The organism is Streptomyces sp. NPDC042002, assembly GCF_055588305.1.
Map to the genome: position 1 here is coordinate 120,902 of NZ_JBVJCT010000006.1, position 15,980 is coordinate 136,881.

General features: G+C 71.4%; 12 protein-coding genes and 1 riboswitch. Of the genes, 9 read left to right on the top strand and 3 right to left on the bottom strand.

What is annotated here, in order from left to right; genetic code table 11:
• Positions 1 to 5: 5 nt before the first annotated feature.
• Entirely contained in the window at positions 6 to 2,465 is a 2,460-nt protein-coding gene (locus ACZ6KY_RS12150; RefSeq protein WP_469310222.1) for a DNA gyrase/topoisomerase IV subunit A, read from the bottom strand.
• Between the two features lie 354 nt (positions 2,466 to 2,819).
• Between ACZ6KY_RS12150 and ACZ6KY_RS12155 the strand changes: the two genes are divergently transcribed.
• From ACZ6KY_RS12155 to ACZ6KY_RS12170, 4 genes are all read left to right on the top strand, one after another.
• On the top strand, positions 2,820 to 4,175 hold the full coding sequence (locus tag ACZ6KY_RS12155) for a M16 family metallopeptidase (RefSeq protein ID WP_469310385.1): 1,356 nt from the start codon (positions 2,820 to 2,822) through the stop codon (positions 4,173 to 4,175).
• Entirely contained in the window at positions 4,172 to 5,560 is a 1,389-nt protein-coding gene (locus tag ACZ6KY_RS12160; protein WP_469310223.1) for a M16 family metallopeptidase, read from the top strand. The genes ACZ6KY_RS12155 and ACZ6KY_RS12160 overlap by 4 nt, the downstream gene beginning before the upstream one ends.
• A 216-nt stretch (positions 5,561 to 5,776) precedes the next feature.
• Positions 5,777 to 5,937: riboswitch (cyclic di-AMP (ydaO/yuaA leader) on the top strand.
• Positions 5,938 to 5,949: 12 nt separating this feature from the next.
• Entirely contained in the window at positions 5,950 to 6,714 is a 765-nt protein-coding gene (locus tag ACZ6KY_RS12165) for a M23 family metallopeptidase (RefSeq protein ID WP_469310224.1), read from the top strand.
• Positions 6,715 to 6,910: 196 nt separating this feature from the next.
• On the top strand, positions 6,911 to 7,603 hold the full coding sequence (locus ACZ6KY_RS12170; protein ID WP_469310225.1) for a GntR family transcriptional regulator: 693 nt from the start codon (positions 6,911 to 6,913) through the stop codon (positions 7,601 to 7,603).
• Between the two features lie 225 nt (positions 7,604 to 7,828).
• On the opposite strand, the gene ACZ6KY_RS12175 is transcribed toward ACZ6KY_RS12170, so the two are convergent.
• Positions 7,829 to 8,110, bottom strand: coding sequence for an HPr family phosphocarrier protein (locus ACZ6KY_RS12175; RefSeq protein WP_469310226.1), 282 nt, complete (start codon positions 8,108 to 8,110; stop codon positions 7,829 to 7,831).
• 176 nt (positions 8,111 to 8,286) lie between these two features.
• Here ACZ6KY_RS12175 and ACZ6KY_RS12180 point away from each other — a divergent pair, with 176 nt between their 5' ends.
• The 4 genes from ACZ6KY_RS12180 (at position 8,287) to ACZ6KY_RS12195 (ending at position 13,745) form a co-directional block, all read left to right on the top strand.
• Positions 8,287 to 11,115, top strand: a complete 2,829-nt coding sequence (locus ACZ6KY_RS12180; protein ID WP_469310227.1) for a bifunctional acetate--CoA ligase family protein/GNAT family N-acetyltransferase — start codon at positions 8,287 to 8,289, stop codon at positions 11,113 to 11,115.
• A 160-nt stretch (positions 11,116 to 11,275) separates the two neighbouring features.
• Positions 11,276 to 11,863 (top strand): DUF5998 family protein, encoded by a 588-nt coding sequence (locus tag ACZ6KY_RS12185; protein ID WP_261707673.1) that lies wholly within the window; start codon positions 11,276 to 11,278, stop codon positions 11,861 to 11,863.
• Entirely contained in the window at positions 11,863 to 13,050 is a 1,188-nt protein-coding gene (locus tag ACZ6KY_RS12190; RefSeq protein WP_469310228.1) for an alkaline phosphatase family protein, read from the top strand. The genes ACZ6KY_RS12185 and ACZ6KY_RS12190 overlap by 1 nt, the downstream gene beginning before the upstream one ends.
• A gap of 47 nt (positions 13,051 to 13,097) precedes the next feature.
• Positions 13,098 to 13,745: a thymidine kinase gene (locus tag ACZ6KY_RS12195; RefSeq protein WP_328552981.1), complete on the top strand. Its 648-nt coding sequence runs from the start codon at positions 13,098 to 13,100 to the stop codon at positions 13,743 to 13,745.
• Positions 13,746 to 13,836: 91 nt separating this feature from the next.
• On the opposite strand, the gene ACZ6KY_RS12200 is transcribed toward ACZ6KY_RS12195, so the two are convergent.
• Entirely contained in the window at positions 13,837 to 14,640 is an 804-nt protein-coding gene (locus tag ACZ6KY_RS12200) for a VOC family protein (RefSeq protein WP_469310229.1), read from the bottom strand.
• A 322-nt stretch (positions 14,641 to 14,962) separates the two neighbouring features.
• Between ACZ6KY_RS12200 and ACZ6KY_RS12205 the strand changes: the two genes are divergently transcribed.
• Positions 14,963 to 15,790, top strand: coding sequence for a sulfurtransferase (locus ACZ6KY_RS12205; RefSeq protein WP_469310230.1), 828 nt, complete (start codon positions 14,963 to 14,965; stop codon positions 15,788 to 15,790).
• Positions 15,791 to 15,980: the final 190 nt, after the last annotated feature.

Below are 15,980 nucleotides of genomic sequence, written 5' to 3' on the forward strand. Positions count from 1 at the left end.
GCGGACTACACCGGGCCCGCCACCACCGACACCGGCTTGCCCAGCGAGATGCCCGAGCCGTCACGGCGCGGGTCGATCTCCGGCAGGTCGACGGGCATGCCGGTCTTCTGTGCCGCGCGTCCCGGCGTCGGCCCGGCCCAGGCCAGCGACAGGCAGTCCTCGCCCTTCAGGAACCGCTGGCAGCGCACACCGCCCGTGGCGCGGCCCTTGCGCGGGTACTGGTCGAAGGGAGTCAGCTTGGCCGTGGTCTGGACGGAGTCGTCCAGGGTCCCGCGCGAACCCGCCACCGTGAACACCATCGCGTCGACCGCCGGGTCGACCGCGGTGAACGAGATCACCTTCGCGCCGTCGGTCAGCTTGATGCCCGCCATGCCGCCAGCGGCACGGCCCTGCGGGCGGACCTGCGAGGCCTGGTAGCGCAACAGCTGGGCGTCGTCCGCGATGAAGACCAGGTCCTCCTCGCCGGTGCGCAGCTCGACGGCGCCGACGATCCGGTCGCCGTCCTTGAGGGTGATGACCTCCAACTCCTCCTTGTTCGAGGGGTAGTCGGGCACCACACGCTTGACGACACCCTGCGCCGTGCCGATCGCCAGTCCTGGCGACGACTCGTCGAGTGTCGTCAGGCAGATCACCGTCTCGTCCTGCTCCAGGGTGGACAGGAACTCCGAGATCGGAGCACCCCCGGAGAGATTCGGCGCCGACGCCGTCTCGGGCAGCTGCGGGAGGTCGATCACGTTCAGGCGGAGGAGGCGGCCCAGGGACGTGACGGCACCGATCTCGCCGCGTGCCGTCGCGGGCACGGCGGAGACGATCACGTCGTGCTTGGTGCGCTTGCCGTCCGGATCCTCCCCGAAGGGGTCACCGGTCGCCGTACGCGCCAGCAGTCCCGTGGAGGACAGCAGGACCCGGCAGGGGGCGTCGGCGACCTGGAGCGAGACCGTCGCGGCGGGGCTGCCCGCGGACTCCAGGAGCACCGTACGCCGGTCGGTGCCGAACTTCTTGGCCACCGCGGCCAGTTCGCTGGAGACCAGCTTGCGCAGCTCCGCGTCCGAATCCAGGATGCCGGTCAGCTCGTCGATCTCGCCGTTGAGCCGGTCGCGCTCGGACTCCAGCTCGATGCGGTCGAACCGGGTGAGGCGGCGCAGCGGCGTGTCCAGGATGTACTGCGTCTGGATCTCGGAGAGCGAGAAGTGCTCGATCAGCCGCTCCTTGGCCTGCGCCGAGTTGTCGCTGGAGCGGATGAGGCGGATGACCTCGTCGATGTCCAGGAGGGCGACGAGGAGACCCTCGACCAGGTGCAGCCGGTCGCGCTTCTTGGTGCGGCGGAACTCGCTGCGGCGGCGCACGACGTCGAAGCGGTGGTCGAGGTAGACCTCCAGCAGCTCCTTGAGGCCCAGGGTGAGCGGCTGACCGTCCACCAGTGCCACGTTGTTGATGCCGAAGGACTCCTCCATCGGCGTCAGCTTGTAGAGCTGTTCGAGGACCGCCTCCGGCACGAAGCCGTTCTTGATCTCGATGACCAGGCGCAGTCCGTGCGCACGGTCGGTGAGGTCCTTGACGTCGGCGATCCCCTGGAGCTTCTTCGCGCCGACCAGGTCCTTGATCTTGGCGATCACCTTCTCCGGGCCGACGGTGAAGGGCAGTTCGGTGACGACGAGGCCCTTGCGGCGCGCCGTGACGTCCTCGACCGACACCGTGGCACGGATCTTGAAGGTGCCGCGGCCCGTCTCGTAGGCGTCCCTGATCCCGGAGAGGCCGACGATCCGGCCGCCGGTGGGCAGGTCGGGGCCCGGGACGTGCTTCATCAGCGTCTCGAGGTCGGCGCCCGGGTACCGGATGAGGTGGCGGGCGGCGGCGATGACCTCGCCGAGGTTGTGCGGCGGCATGTTGGTGGCCATGCCGACGGCGATCCCGGAGGAGCCGTTGACCAGGAGGTTCGGGAAGGCGGCCGGGAGGGCCACCGGCTCCCGCTCCTGGCCGTCGTAGTTGGGCGTGAAGTCGACCGTGTCCTCGTCGATCGACTCGGTCATGAGCGACGTCGCGTCGGCCATCCGGGCCTCGGTGTAACGCATCGCGGCCGGCGGGTCGTCGTTGCCGAGCGAGCCGAAGTTCCCGTGGCCGTCGACCAGGGGCAGCCGCATGGAGAAGGGCTGCGCCAGACGCACCAGGGCGTCGTAGATCGACGAGTCGCCGTGCGGGTGCAGCTTGCCCATGACCTCGCCGACGACGCGGGCACACTTCACATAGCCGCGGTCGGGGCGCAGGCCCATCTCGTTCATCTGGTACACGATGCGACGGTGCACCGGCTTGAGGCCGTCGCGGGCGTCCGGCAGGGCTCGCGAGTAGATGACCGAGTACGCGTATTCGAGGAAGGAGCCCTGCATCTCGTCCACGACGTCGATGTCGAGGATCTTCTCCTCGTACGAGTCGTCGGGCGGCGGGGTCTTCGTGCTGCGGCGGGCCATCGCTGCTGCGGCTCCTTCACAGTCTCTGCCGGGGCATGAACGGGTTCTGACGCGCACCATTGTGGACCGCCCCACTGACAACGCCGACCGCGACCCGTCCGTAGCGCCCCCCGGGCGCGCTCCGCGTGCGCCGTCGAGACCCCTCCCGAGCGGCCGTCGAGCCCCGTACCCGGCGGCCCCCGAACGCGTCCGCGGTGGTTCTCGGAGGGTTCTCCGGGGTGTGTCAGGGACACGCGTAAGTCTCGCTCTCGGCGTACGAGGTGCGGGAACTTCGCCAGCCGTCCGCGCGCTTGCATACAGTGGCAGGACCGACAGGAATGACGCAGTTCCGCGATCGAAGGGACGTACATGCCCATGGGTCACACGGCCACAGCTGAGGCAGGCTCCGGCGGCCTGACAGCGACCGAGCACCGCCTGGCCAACGGCCTTCGCGTGGTGCTCTCCGAGGACCATCTGACCCCGGTCGCCGCGGTGTGCCTCTGGTACGACGTCGGCTCGCGCCACGAGGTCAAGGGCCGGACCGGACTCGCCCACCTCTTCGAGCACCTGATGTTCCAGGGCTCCAAGCAGGTCCACGGCAACGGTCACTTCGAACTCGTCCAGGGCGCCGGCGGCTCGCTCAACGGCACGACGAGCTTCGAGCGCACCAACTACTTCGAGACCATGCCCACCCACCAGCTGGAGCTCGCCCTCTGGCTGGAGGCCGACCGCATGGGCTCGCTGCTCGCGGCACTGGACGACGAGTCCATGGAGAACCAGCGCGACGTCGTCAAGAACGAGCGCAGGCAGCGTTACGACAACGTCCCGTACGGCACCGCGTTCGAGAGGCTCACCGCGCTCTCGTACCCCGAGGGCCACCCCTACCACCACACCCCGATCGGGTCGATGGCGGACCTGGACGCGGCCACCCTGGAGGACGCCCGCGCGTTCTTCCGCACCAACTACGCGCCCAACAACGCGGTCCTGTCGGTCGTCGGAGACATCGACCCGGAGCAGACGCTCGCCTGGGTCGAGAAGTACTTCGGCTCCATCCCCGGGCACGACGGCAAGCCCGCCCCGCGGGACGGCTCGCTGCCCGACGTCATCGGCGAGCAGCTGCGCGAGGTCGTCGAGGAAGACGTCCCGGCGCGCGCCCTGATGGCCGCCTACCGGCTTCCGGAGGACGGCACGCGCGCGTGCGACGCGGCCGACCTGGCGCTCACCGTCCTCGGCGGCGGCGAGTCCTCCCGGCTCTACAACCGGCTCGTACGCCGTGACCGCACCGCCGTCGCGGCCGGCTTCGGCCTGCTGCGGCTCGCCGGAGCGCCCTCCCTGGGATGGCTGGACGTGAAGACGTCCGGTGACGTCGAGGTCCCGGTCATCGAGGCCGCCGTCGACGAGGAGCTCGCCCGGTTCGCCGAGGAGGGCCCCACGGCCGGGGAAATGGAGCGCGCGCAGGCCCAGTTGGAGCGCGAGTGGCTCGACCGGCTCGGTACCGTCGCGGGCCGTGCCGACGAACTGTGCCGGTACGCCGTCCTGTTCGGCGACCCGCAGCTCGCCCTGACCGCCGTGCAGCGCGTCCTCGACGTCACGGCGGAGGAGGTCCAGGAGGCCGCCAAGGCCCGCCTGCGCCCCGACAACCGCGCGGTGCTCGTCTACGAGCCGACCACCGCCGAAGCCGCCGACGCGGCTGACTCCGCCGACGAGACCGACGAGGAGGCGGCGAAGTGACCGAGCTCGCCACCATGGACTTCCACCCGCAGCCCCAGGGCGGCCGGCCCAAGCCGTGGGCGTTTCCCGCCCCCGAGCGCGGCACCCTGGACAACGGTCTGACCGTGCTGCGCTGCCATCGCCCCGGCCAGCAGGTCGTCGCCGTCGAGGTCATCCTCGCCGCGCCGCTGGAGGCCGAGCCAGCGGGCCTGGACGGCATCGGCACGATCATGGCGCGCGCCTTCTCCGAGGGCACCGACAAGCACTCGGCCGAGGACTTCGCCGCCGAACTGGAGCGCTGCGGCGCCACGCTCGACGCGCACGCCGACCACCCCGGTGTACGGCTGTCCCTCGAAGTGCCCGTCTCGCGCCTGGCCAAGGCCCTGGGCCTGCTCGCCGACGCCCTGCGGGCCCCCGCGTTCGCGGACAGCGAGGTCGAGCGGCTGGTGCGCAACCGGCTGGACGAGATCCCGCACGAGACGGCCAACCCCGCCCGTCGTGCCGCCAAGGAGCTCTCCAAGGAGCTGTTCCCGGCGAGCGCGCGTATGTCGCGTCCGCGCCAGGGCACCGAGGAGACCGTCCAGAACATCGACTCGGCGGCCGTACGCGCCTTCTACGAGAAGCACGTACGCCCGGCCACGGCCACCGCGGTCGTCGTCGGCGACCTGACCGGTGTCGACCTCGACGAGCTGCTCGGCGACACGCTCGGCTCCTGGACGGGTTCGTCCGCCGAGCCGCGCCCCGTGCCGCCGGTGAGCGCCGACGACACCGGCCGCGTGATCATCGTCGACCGCCCCGGGGCCGTCCAGACCCAGCTGCTCATCGGCCGGGTCGGCGCCGACCGGCACGACCGCGTGTGGCCCGCCCAGGTGCTCGGCACCTACTGCCTCGGCGGCACCCTCACCTCGCGCCTGGACCGCGTCCTGCGCGAGGAGAAGGGCTACACCTACGGCGTACGGGCGTTCGGCCAGGTCCTGCGCTCCGCGCCGGACGGCACGGGCGTCGCGATGCTCGCCATCAGCGGCTCGGTGGACACCCCGAACACGGGTCCGGCGCTCGACGACCTGTGGAAGGTGCTGCGCACCCTCGCGGCCGAAGGGCTGACCGACACGGAGCGCGATGTCGCCGTGCAGAACCTGGTGGGTGTCGCGCCCCTCAAGTTCGAGACGGCGGCGGCCGTCGCGAGCACGCTCGCGGACCAGGTCGAGCAGCACCTGCCGGACGACTATCAGGCGACGCTCTATCAGCAACTGGCCGCCACCGGCACCGTGGAGGCCACCGCGGCCGCCGTGAGCGCGTTCCCGATGGACCGTCTGGTGACCGTCCTGGTGGGCGACGCGGCACAGATCGAGGAGCCGGTCAGGGCCCTCGGAATCGGTGAAGTCAGCGTGGTGGCCGCCGAGTAGAGCCCGTGCGACCGAAGAGGGCCCTGATGACTGAAGAGTCGCCAGGGCCTTCTCTTTTCCCGGACCCCGCCCCCAAGATGTCCGCATTCGTGCGGGAGTTGCCCTTCTGCTCTGTGGGATGCGTTACAAAAATCGTGATCTGTTTGTTGTTCGAATGATGCCGCGTTTAGCGTCGGTCCGGCTGTTCGTCACGCAGTGCGCCGCGCCCGCGGCACCGGACAGTCATCGCCGAGTCCCCCTATGGCGCGAGTCAGGGGAGCCGGGGACCCACACGTAGTCCCTGGGGTGAATCGGACGCCCTCCCCGGAGGGGGTCCGTAGGAGACCTTCCTGCTCCGAACCCGTCAGCTAACCCGGTAGGCGAGAGGGAAGGAAAGGATCAGCCCCTACATGGCGTTCTCTTGTGGCACCGGCAAGCATCGTCGTCAGAGCCGCGTGCACAGCACGACCAAGACCGCCGTCGGGGTCGCGGCGCTCACCACCACCGGTGTGATCGGAACCCTGGCCGCCCCCGCGTTCGCCGCGGAATCCTCCGTCGAGCAGACCGGGCTGACCCAGGCCGTCACGCTCGGCGACTCGGTCGCCGACCAGATCGACGCCCAGGCCTTCGCGCAGCAGCGCGCCGCCGACGAGGCCGCCGCGCGGAAGCAGGCCGAGCAGACCGCGCGCAAGCACGCCGCGGAGCAGGCCGCGAAGGCCCGCGAGGCCAAGGAGCGCGCCGCCCGTGAGGCCGAGCGCAAGCGCCTGAACACGTTCGTCATCCCGATCACCGGTTCGTACATCTCCACCGGCTACCAGGCCAGCAGCAGCCTCTGGTCCTCGGGCAGCCACACCGGCGTCGACTTCCACGCCGCGTACGGCACCTCGGTCCACACCGTCGGCTCCGGCACCGTCGTCACGACCGGCTGGGGCGGCGCCTACGGCAATCAAGTCGTGATCAAGATGCACGACGGCACGTACACCATGTACGGCCACCTGTCGTCCATCGGGGTGTCGGTGGGGCAGGCGGTCACTCCGGGGCAGCAGATCGGCCTCTCCGGGGACACCGGCAACACCACCGGACCGCACCTCCACTTCGAGGCCCGTACGACCGCGGAGTACGGCTCGGACATCGACCCGGTCGCGTACCTGCGCTCGCACGGAGTCAACGTCTGACGACCGCTTCGCGGCTTCTTCACCGCTTTCGATGCCCCGGCTCACCGAGCCGGGGCATCATCGTTTCCGGAGGCCGTCTGTCCAAAAAATATCCATGGATTCAGGCCCGCCATCGGAAATTCAGGCTTCCTGCAATAGAGTCACTGAACAAGCGTCAATCGATGGCGTTTCGCGGGGATTAAAGCGGAGGTCGGTCATGCGTATTCCGGCGCACTCGGTATGCACGGCGATCCGTGACGACATCGTCGCGGGTGTCTACGAGCGCGGCGGCCGGCTCACCGAGGAACTGCTCGCGCGGCGCTACGGCGTCTCGCGCGTCCCCGTGCGCGAGGCGCTGCGCACCCTGGAGGCCGAGGGCTTCGTGGTCACCCGCCGGCACGCGGGCGCGTGCGTCGCGGAACCCACCGAGCAGGAGGCCGCGGACCTCCTGGAGATGCGCATGCTGCTGGAACCGCTGGGCGCCGCGCGGGCCGCCCAACGGCGTACGGAGGCCCACCTCAAGGTGCTGCGAGGCCTGGTCAGGCTGGGCCAGGAGCGTTCCAGGAGGGGCCACAGCGAGGATCTGCGCTCGCTGGGCGGCTGGTTCCACGAGACGCTCGCACAGGCGTCCGGCAGTCCCGCGCTGACCTCCACGCTCGCCCAGCTGCGGCACAAGATCGCCTGGATGTACTCGGTGGAGGCGCCGGCCAACCCCGCGGAGTCCTGGGCCGAGCACGGCGGCATCGTGGACGCGGTCGCCCGCGGCGACGGCGAGCGGGCCCGCGCGATCACGGCGCTGCACACCGAGCGCGCGACGGCCGTGCACCGGCTCCGATTTCCCGGCGGCGAGCGGCCGGACCGTGTGAGAAGTTCGCAACATCCCGTAAACATGACGGGCCTGCGTCATTAACACGGGCGCCGTATACAAAGAGGGATATTCGGCAGGGCCTCATTTCTGATGCCCTTTTATTCGCGTGTCCGGAATTTCGGCGCGCGCTATTCCCGGGACCACGGCACGAGGGCCCCGCGTGTCACCGGGAGAATTCCTGAGCGGAGTACGGAAAACGGCTGGGCCGCGCCACCCGGGGGAAGGGCGGCGCGGCCCAGCCGCGTGTGTCCTGGGTGCCTCGTGGGCTCAGACGGTCTCGGGGAGCTCGTCGAGTCCCTCGGCGATCAGCTTCGCCAGACGGTCGAGAGCGGCGTCCGCGCCCTCGGAGTCCGACGCGAGGACGATCTCCTCGCCGCCCTGGGCGCCCAGGCCGAGGACCGCGAGCATGGAGGCCGCGTTGACGGGGTTGCCGTCGGACTTGGCGATCGTCACGGGGATGCCGGAGGCCGTGGCGGCCCGGACGAAGATGGAGGCGGGGCGGGCGTGGAGGCCCTCGGTCCAGCCGACGTTGACGCGGCGCTCAGCCATGTGATGCTGCCCTTCGGGTGTTCCAGGTTGTCTAGACCAGTGTTCCATATCGTGAGGCATGCCCGGACGGTCCCGGGTTCCGCCCGCCGCGGTGTCGGTCCGCGGCCCCGCTCCGGCGTCCGTCACCCTCAGACTGCCTCGCGCCGTTGTCGTACGCGAGCCGTACTCTGGGCCCCATGCAGACCTCGTCGGACCGGCACGAGTACCCAGCTCACTGGGAGGCCGACGTGGTGCTGCGCGACGGCGGCACCGCACGCGTCAGGCCCATCACCGTGGACGACGCCGAGCGTCTGGTCAGCTTCTACGAGCAGGTGTCCGACGAGTCGAAGTACTACCGCTTCTTCGCGCCGTATCCGCGGCTGTCCGCCAAGGACGTCCACCGTTTCACCCACCACGACTTCGTGGACCGGGTGGGCCTCGCGGTCACGGTGGGCGGCGAGTTCATCGCCACCGTGCGCTACGACCGCATCGACGCCGACGGGATGCCCGCGTCCGCGCCCGCCGACGAGGCCGAGGTCGCCTTCCTCGTGCAGGACGCCCACCAGGGTCGCGGCGTGGCCTCGGCGCTGCTCGAACACATCGCGGCGGTGGCCCGCGAACGGGACATCCGCCGCTTCGCCGCCGAGGTGCTGCCCGCCAACAACAAGATGATCAAAGTGTTCACGGACGCCGGCTACATCCAGAAGCGCAGCTTCGAGGACGGCGTCGTACGCCTCGAGTTCGACCTCGAACCCACCGACCGGTCCCTTGCCGTGCAGCGCGCGCGGGAGCAGCGTGCCGAGGCCCGGTCCGTGCAGCGGCTGCTCGCCCCCGGCTCGGTAGCCGTCATCGGCGCCGGGCGCGAGCCCGGCGGGGTCGGCCGCAGCGTCCTCGACAACCTGCGGGACGCCGGATTCACCGGACGGCTGTACGCCGTGAACGCCGCACTCCAGGACAAGGAACTCGACGGAGTCCCGGCCCACCGCTCCGTCCGCGACATCGCCGAGCCCGTCGACCTCGCCGTCGTCGCCGTGCCCGCCGAGCACGTCCCCGACGTCGTCACGGAATGCGGCGAACACGGCGTGCAGGGGCTCGTGGTGGTCTCCGCCGGATACGCCGAGAGCGGTCCCGAGGGACGCGAACGCCAGCGCGAACTCGTGCGGCACGCGCGCACGTACGGGATGCGCATCATCGGGCCCAACGCCTTCGGGGTCATCAACACCTCCCCCGAAGTGCGTCTGAACGCCTCACTCGCGCCGCAGATGCCCCGTCCCGGACGGATCGGCCTGTTCGCGCAGTCCGGCGCCATCGGGATCGCCCTGCTGTCCCGGCTGCACCGGCGCGGCGGCGGCGTCACCGGCGTGACCGGCGTGTCGACCTTCGTCTCCTCCGGGAACCGGGCGGACGTGTCCGGCAACGACGTACTGCAGTACTGGTACGACGACCCGGACACCGACGTCGCCCTGATGTACCTCGAATCCATCGGCAACCCGCGCAAGTTCACCCGCCTCGCACGGCGGACGGCGGCGGCGAAGCCGCTGGTCGTGGTCCAGGGGGCGCGGCACGGCGGGGCCGCTCCCCAGGGGCATGCCGTACGGGCCACACGGCTGCCGCACGCCACCGTGTCCGCGCTGCTGCGCCAGGCCGGAGTGATCCGGGTGGACACGATCACCGAACTCGTCGACGCGGGCCTGCTGCTGGCCCGCCAGCCGCTCCCCAGAGGACCCCGCGTGGCGATCCTCGGGAACTCCGAGTCACTGGGGCTGCTCACGTACGACGCGTGTCTCGCCGAAGGGCTCAGGCCGCTGCCGCCGCGGGACCTGACCACGGCGGCCTCGGCGGAGGACTTCCACCGGGCGCTGTCGCAGGCCCTCGCCGACGACGGCTGTGACGCCGTCGTCGTGACCGCCATACCGGCCCTGGGGGAGACCTCGGCCGCCGACGCGGCGCTCGCCGAGGCGCTGCGGTCCTCCGCCCTGGCGGCCCCGGCGAAACCCGTGCTCGTCGTGCACGTCGAACTGGGCGGACTCGCCGAGGCGCTGTCCGCCGCCGCGAGCACCGCGCCCCAGGCCCCCGAGGCGGCACCGGGCGCGGTGCCCGGCGCCCGCTTCCACCCCTCGGACCGATCGCCCACCGCGGTGCGTCCCGCGCCCGCCCCGGACTCCCGGCTCATCCCCGCCTACCCCGCCGCCGAACGCGCCGTCCGCGCCCTCGCCGAAGCCGTCAAGTACGCCCAGTGGCGCCTGGACGCCGGCGAGCCCGGCAAGGTGCCCGAATACGAGGACATCGACGAGAAGGGAGCCGCTCAGCTGATCGACGGCCTCCTCACGCGCGGGGAGGGGCTGACCCTGGGAGGCGAGGAGACGGCGGCGCTGCTCGGGCGGTACGGCATCGACGTGCACCGTGCCCTGCCCGCCCCCACTCCGGACGACGCCGTCGCGGCCGCGCGGGCCATCGGCTACCCCGTGGCCCTCAAGACCACCGCCCCGCACCTGCGGCACCGCGCCGACCTGGGCGGCGTACGGCTGGACGTGGCGGACGAGGAACAGCTGCGCCGGGCGTACGCGGAACTGACCGAGCTTTTCGGGCCCCCGACGGTGCTGCGCCCGGTCGTTCAGGGGATGGCGCCGCGCGGTGTCGACACGCTCGTCCGCGCGGTGATCGACCCGGCGGCCGGTGCGGTGCTCTCCTTCGGACTCTCCGGAGCCGCCTCCGAACTGCTCGGGGACACGGCGCACCGGCTGATTCCGGTCACCGACCGGGACGCGGCCTCCCTGGTCCGGTCGATTCGGACGGCACCGCTCCTGTTCGGCTGGCGGGGGTCCGCGCCGGTCGACACGGGGGCCCTCGAAGAGCTCATGCTGCGGGTGTCCCGGCTGGTCGACGACCACCCGGAGGTCGTCGCGGTCTCGCTGGAGCCGGTGGTGGTCGCCCCGGCCGGCCTGAGCGTGCTGGGCGCCACGGTACGACTGGCCCGCGCCCCGCTCCGGGACGACCTCGGCCCCCGGAGACTGCCCGTCGTCTGAGTCGTCTCGTGCCGGTCCCGTCCCGGCCGTCGCATCCACGCCGTGGCCCCTGCCTGGCCCGCGTCGCACCGGTCGCCGTCCCCGATTCGATCTGTTCCGTCCACGACAGACCCACGCGAGCGGTGCCTCGCAGTCAGTGGGCCCCCGTAGGATGGACGGCATGGCCAAGACCAGTACGACGACCCAGGGGCTGCGAGCGGCGATCGAGCGCAGCGGCTACTACCCGGCCCTCGTGGCCGAGGCGGTGGAGGCCGCGATCGGCGGCGAGACCATCCGGTCGTACCTGGTCCACCAGGAGACGACGTTCGACGCGAACGAGGTAAGGCGGCACGTCACCGTGCTCGTCCTCACCGGCAACCGCTTCATCGTGAGCCACACCGACGAGCAGAACGCGGACACCACGTCCCCGACGCCGTACGCCACGACCTCGACGGAATCGGTCAAGCTCGGCCGGATCTCCTCGGTCGTCGTCAGCCGCGTCGTCGCGAACCCGGAGTCGTACACGCCCGGCACGCTGCCCCGCGAAGTGGTCCTGACCATCGGCTGGGGCGCCGTCTCCCGCATCGACCTGGAGCCGGCCGCCTGCGGTGACCCCAACTGCGAGGCGGATCACGGCTACACCGGCAGCTCGACGGCGGACGATCTGAGCCTGCGGGTCAGCGAGGCGGGGGACGGTCCCGAGACCGTCCGCCAGGCCCTCGCCTTCGCGCAGTCCCTCTCCGAGGCGACCGCGGACGTCGCCCGCTGATGGCCCTGCCCACCTGGGACCACCCGGAACCCCTCGCCCTCGACTCCGCGCCCGTCCCCGAGTACGGCGCCGGTTCACTGGCCGACCTGCTGCCCACGCTCGCCGCGGGCATGTCCGTGCCCGGCGCGACCGCCGTCATACCCGAGCTGACCGAAGCCGACCGGAACTGCGTGTTCCTGATCGACGGTCTCGGCTGGGAGCAGCTCAAGGCTCACCCGGACGAAGCACCCTTCATGACGTCGCTCCTCGCGTCCTCGCGCGGCGGCACGGGGCGTCCGATCACCGCGGGCTACCCGGCCACCACCGCGACCTCCCTCGCCTCCGTCGGCACCGGCCTGCCCCCGGGCGCGCACGGCCTGCCCGGCTACACGGCGCGCAACCCCGCCACCGGCGAGCTGATGAACCAGCTCCGCTGGAACCCGTGGACCGAGCCGCGCGCCTGGCAGCCCTACCCCACGGTCTTCCAGCTGGCCGAGGCGGCGGGCGTGCACACCGCCCAGGTCTCCTCGCCGACCTTCCAGAACACACCGCTGACGAAGATCGCGCTGAGCGGCGGGACGTTCCACGGCCGGCTGTCCGGCGAGGAGCGCATGGACCTCGCCGCCGAGCAACTGGCCGCCGGGGACCGCTCGTTGGTCTACACGTACTACGCGGAGGTGGACGGCAAGGGCCACCGCTTCGGTGTCGACTCGGACCCCTGGCGCGGCCAGCTGATGTATGTCGACCGTCTGGTCCAGCGCCTCGCGGAGCAGTTGCCGCCACGCGCGGCGCTCTACGTCACGGCCGACCACGGCATGATCGACATCCCGTTCGACGAGCAGCACCGCATCGACTTCGACGAGGACTGGGAGCTGCGCGCCGGGGTCGCCCTGCTGGGCGGCGAGGGCCGCGCCCGCCATGTGTACGCGGTCCCGGGCGCCGAGGTGGACGTGCTGACCTGCTGGCGCGAGGTCCTCGGCGAGCAGTTCTGGGTCGCCTCCCGCGACGAGGCGATCGACGCGGGCTGGTTCGGCCCGCGGATCGACGAGCGGGTGTACGCCCGGCTGGGCGACGTGATCGCGGCCGCCCGGGACGATGTCCTGATCATCGCCTCCGAGCGGGAGCCGAAGGAGTCGCTGATGGTCGGCAACCACGGTTCGATGACCCCGGCCGAGCAGTTGGTACCCCTCCTCCAAGTACGCTCCTGACGCCCTCCCTCCCCTCGTCCTCGTTGCCGAAAGGTGCTCAACTCCCCATGCCCGAGCTGGTGTTCTTCTCCGGAACCATGGACTGCGGGAAGTCCACGCTGGCTCTCCAGATCGAGCACAACCGCTCGGCGCGGGGTCTGCAGGGCATGATCTTCACGCGCGACGACCGAGCGGGCGAGGGCAAGCTCTCCTCGCGCCTCGGCCTGGTCACCGACGCGGTCGAGGTGGCGGACGACCAGGACCTGTACGCCTATCTGGTCGACCACCTCTCGCAGGGGGGCCGGGCGGACTACGTGATCGCGGACGAGGCGCAGTTCCTGGCCCCCGCGCAGATCGACCAACTGGCCCGCGTGGTGGACGACCTGGGCGTCGACGTGTTCGCCTTCGGGATCACCACCGACTTCCGCTCCAAGCTCTTCCCGGGCTCCCAGCGCCTGGTCGAACTGGCCGACCGGGTCGAGGTCCTCCAGGTCGAGGCCCTGTGCTGGTGCGGCGCCCGCGCCACGCACAACGCCCGCACCGTGGGCGGCGAGATGGTCGTCGAGGGTGCCCAGGTCGTCGTCGGCGACGTCAACCAGCCCGAGAACATCGGCTACGAGGTCCTGTGCCGCCGGCACCACCGCCGCCGTATGACAGCCGCCACGGCCCACGCGGGTGCCCTGTCCCCCGACGTCCTGCCGATCGCCTCGGTTTGAAGCCTGTTCCCGGAGACCGTTGTCCGAGGTCCGGCGCCTGAGCCCGATGCCTGGGCCGGCGTCGGATCGTCAGGCCGGACGGCTCACCGAGTCAGGTGACGGCATGGATCAGGGAGAACATCGCGCCCTCCGGATCCGCCACCGTCGCCACGCGGCCGTACGGGGAGTCGTGGGCCGCCCGCAGGAGGTGCCCGCCGAGTTCCGTGACGCGGCGTACGGTGTCGTCCAGTTCGGCGGCCTCGAAGTACGTCAGCCAGTGCGGGCCCCGGTCGCGCGGCAGGGCGTTCCCCACGCCGTGGATGCCGGCCACCGGCCGGCCGTCGATGTGCAGCGTCACGTAGTCGAAGTCGGCCGAGACCGTCGGCTCCAGTTCGTAGCCGAAGACCCCCTGGTAGAACTTGACGACGCTCTCGGTGTCGCGCGTCACGAGCTCGTTCCACGCCGGGGTGCCCGCCACGCCCGTGATCTCCGTCCCGAGACGGGCCGCCACCTGCCAGATGCCGAAGACGGCGCCCGACGGGTCGGAGGCGATCGCCAGGCGGCCGGCCTCGGCGGCGTCGATCGGGCCCACGCCGACGGTGCCGCCACTGTGCCGTACCGTCTCCGCGGTCTGGTCGACGTCGGCCGAGGCGAAGTAGGGCGTCCAGGCGATCGGCAGGTGCCGGTCGGGCGGCAACTGGCCGATTCCGGCCACCTCGTGGCCGTCGAGGAGGGCCCGCGCGTACGGGCCGAGCTGCGGGGGGCCAGGCTGGAACTCCCAGCCGAACAGCGCTCCGTAGAAGTCCTGGGTCGCGGCCATCTCATGCACCATCAGGCTCTCCCAGCAGGGTGTGCCGGGCGTGCGTCGAGCGTGTGTGGTGCCGTTCGGGCCGGCCGATTCCCGTGCCTCGGTCATCGTCACTCTCTTCTCGGCCCCTCGCGGTGGCCGGTCACCTTCCGCTTGCGGACACGCGTACTCAGTCGCGTGCGTGCGCGCCCCCTGCCGATGTTCGCACCACCGGTCGTCCGTGGGTCCGGGCCGCGCCGCCGTCGGGCGGTGCGCGGACGGAGGGCGCCCGATCTGCCGTTTCTCATCTGTTTCGGGGTGATTGCCGCGTAGTGTCCATCAGTTGTACAGCATGTGCCCGATCCCATACGCCTCGTGATCGGACCTGTCCGGCGGAGCAGAGTAGCCCGACATGGACGAAGCGGCCACCCCGTGCGCAAGGATGGTGGCCATGAACGCCATCATCACGGCACCCGAACTCGCGAGTGACCTGGCGGGGCCGAACCCGCCGGTCCTCCTCGACGTCCGCTGGCGGTTGGGCGGCCCCAACCTGCGCTCCGAATACGAGAACGCGCACATTCCCGGTGCCGTCTTCGTCGATCTGGATTCCGAACTCGCTGGTCCGGCCGGTGCGGCGGGCCGGCATCCGCTCCCCGACCCCGTGGCCTTCGGCGCGGCGATGCGGGCCGCGGGAGTGTCCGAGAACCGCGACGTCGTTGTGTACGACGGCGGGCAGGGCTGGGCCGCCGCGCGTGCCTGGTGGCTGCTGGGCTATTCGGGTCATCCGTCGGTACGCGTACTTGACGGCGGCTTCGCCGCCTGGAGCGGACCGGTGTCCTCGCAGGTCCCTTCGCCGACGCGTGGAACGTTCGTACCGGCACTCGGTGCCCGGCCGTTGCTCGACGCGGACGGGGCTGCCGCGCTCGCCCGCACCGGGCTGCTGCTGGACGCCCGCGCGGGGGAGCGGTACCGGGGCGAGGTCGAGCCGATCGATCCGGTCGGCGGGCACATCCCGGGCGCCGTCTCCGCGCCGACCGCCGAGAACGTCACGGAGGACGGACGGTTCCTGCCGTCGGCCGAACTCGCGGACCGTTTCAAGTCCTTCGGCGTGACGTCCGCGTCCGAGGTCGGCGTGTACTGCGGCTCCGGGGTCTCGGGCGCCCATGAGGTGCTGGCCCTCGCCGTGGCCGGCGTTCCCGCGGCACTGTACGTGGGCTCGTGGTCGGAGTGGTCCCAGGACGGGAACCGCCCCGTCGCGGTGGGCCCCGACCCGCAGTGACACCCGCGGTACCCCCAGGGTGATGTCCGCGGAACCACCCGCGGTAACGCCTGTGGTGACACTCGCGGCGATGCCCGCAGGAGCGCCCGTGTGACGGCACGGTCCGCCGGGTCCGCCGGGCCGGGCGCGGCCGTCCGGCCCGCCTTCCGGTGTACGACGACGGGCCCGCACCAGATCGGCGCGGGCCCGT

What these genes read in the sequence shown, in the direction of transcription:
- ACZ6KY_RS12150 (WP_469310222.1), bottom strand. Translation starts at nt 2,465, where the DNA reads ATGGCCCGCCGCAGCACGAAGACCCCGCCGCCCGACGACTCGTACGAG.
- ACZ6KY_RS12155 (WP_469310385.1), top strand. Translation starts at nt 2,820, where the DNA reads ATGGGTCACACGGCCACAGCTGAGGCAGGCTCCGGCGGCCTGACAGCG.
- ACZ6KY_RS12165 (WP_469310224.1), top strand. Translation starts at nt 5,950, where the DNA reads ATGGCGTTCTCTTGTGGCACCGGCAAGCATCGTCGTCAGAGCCGCGTG.
- ACZ6KY_RS12170 (WP_469310225.1), top strand. Translation starts at nt 6,911, where the DNA reads ATGCGTATTCCGGCGCACTCGGTATGCACGGCGATCCGTGACGACATC.
- ACZ6KY_RS12175 (WP_469310226.1), bottom strand. Translation starts at nt 8,110, where the DNA reads ATGGCTGAGCGCCGCGTCAACGTCGGCTGGACCGAGGGCCTCCACGCC.
- ACZ6KY_RS12180 (WP_469310227.1), top strand. Translation starts at nt 8,287, where the DNA reads ATGCAGACCTCGTCGGACCGGCACGAGTACCCAGCTCACTGGGAGGCC.
- ACZ6KY_RS12185 (WP_261707673.1), top strand. Translation starts at nt 11,276, where the DNA reads ATGGCCAAGACCAGTACGACGACCCAGGGGCTGCGAGCGGCGATCGAG.
- ACZ6KY_RS12190 (WP_469310228.1), top strand. Translation starts at nt 11,863, where the DNA reads ATGGCCCTGCCCACCTGGGACCACCCGGAACCCCTCGCCCTCGACTCC.
- ACZ6KY_RS12195 (WP_328552981.1), top strand. Translation starts at nt 13,098, where the DNA reads ATGCCCGAGCTGGTGTTCTTCTCCGGAACCATGGACTGCGGGAAGTCC.
- ACZ6KY_RS12200 (WP_469310229.1), bottom strand. Translation starts at nt 14,640, where the DNA reads ATGACCGAGGCACGGGAATCGGCCGGCCCGAACGGCACCACACACGCT.
- ACZ6KY_RS12205 (WP_469310230.1), top strand. Translation starts at nt 14,963, where the DNA reads ATGAACGCCATCATCACGGCACCCGAACTCGCGAGTGACCTGGCGGGG.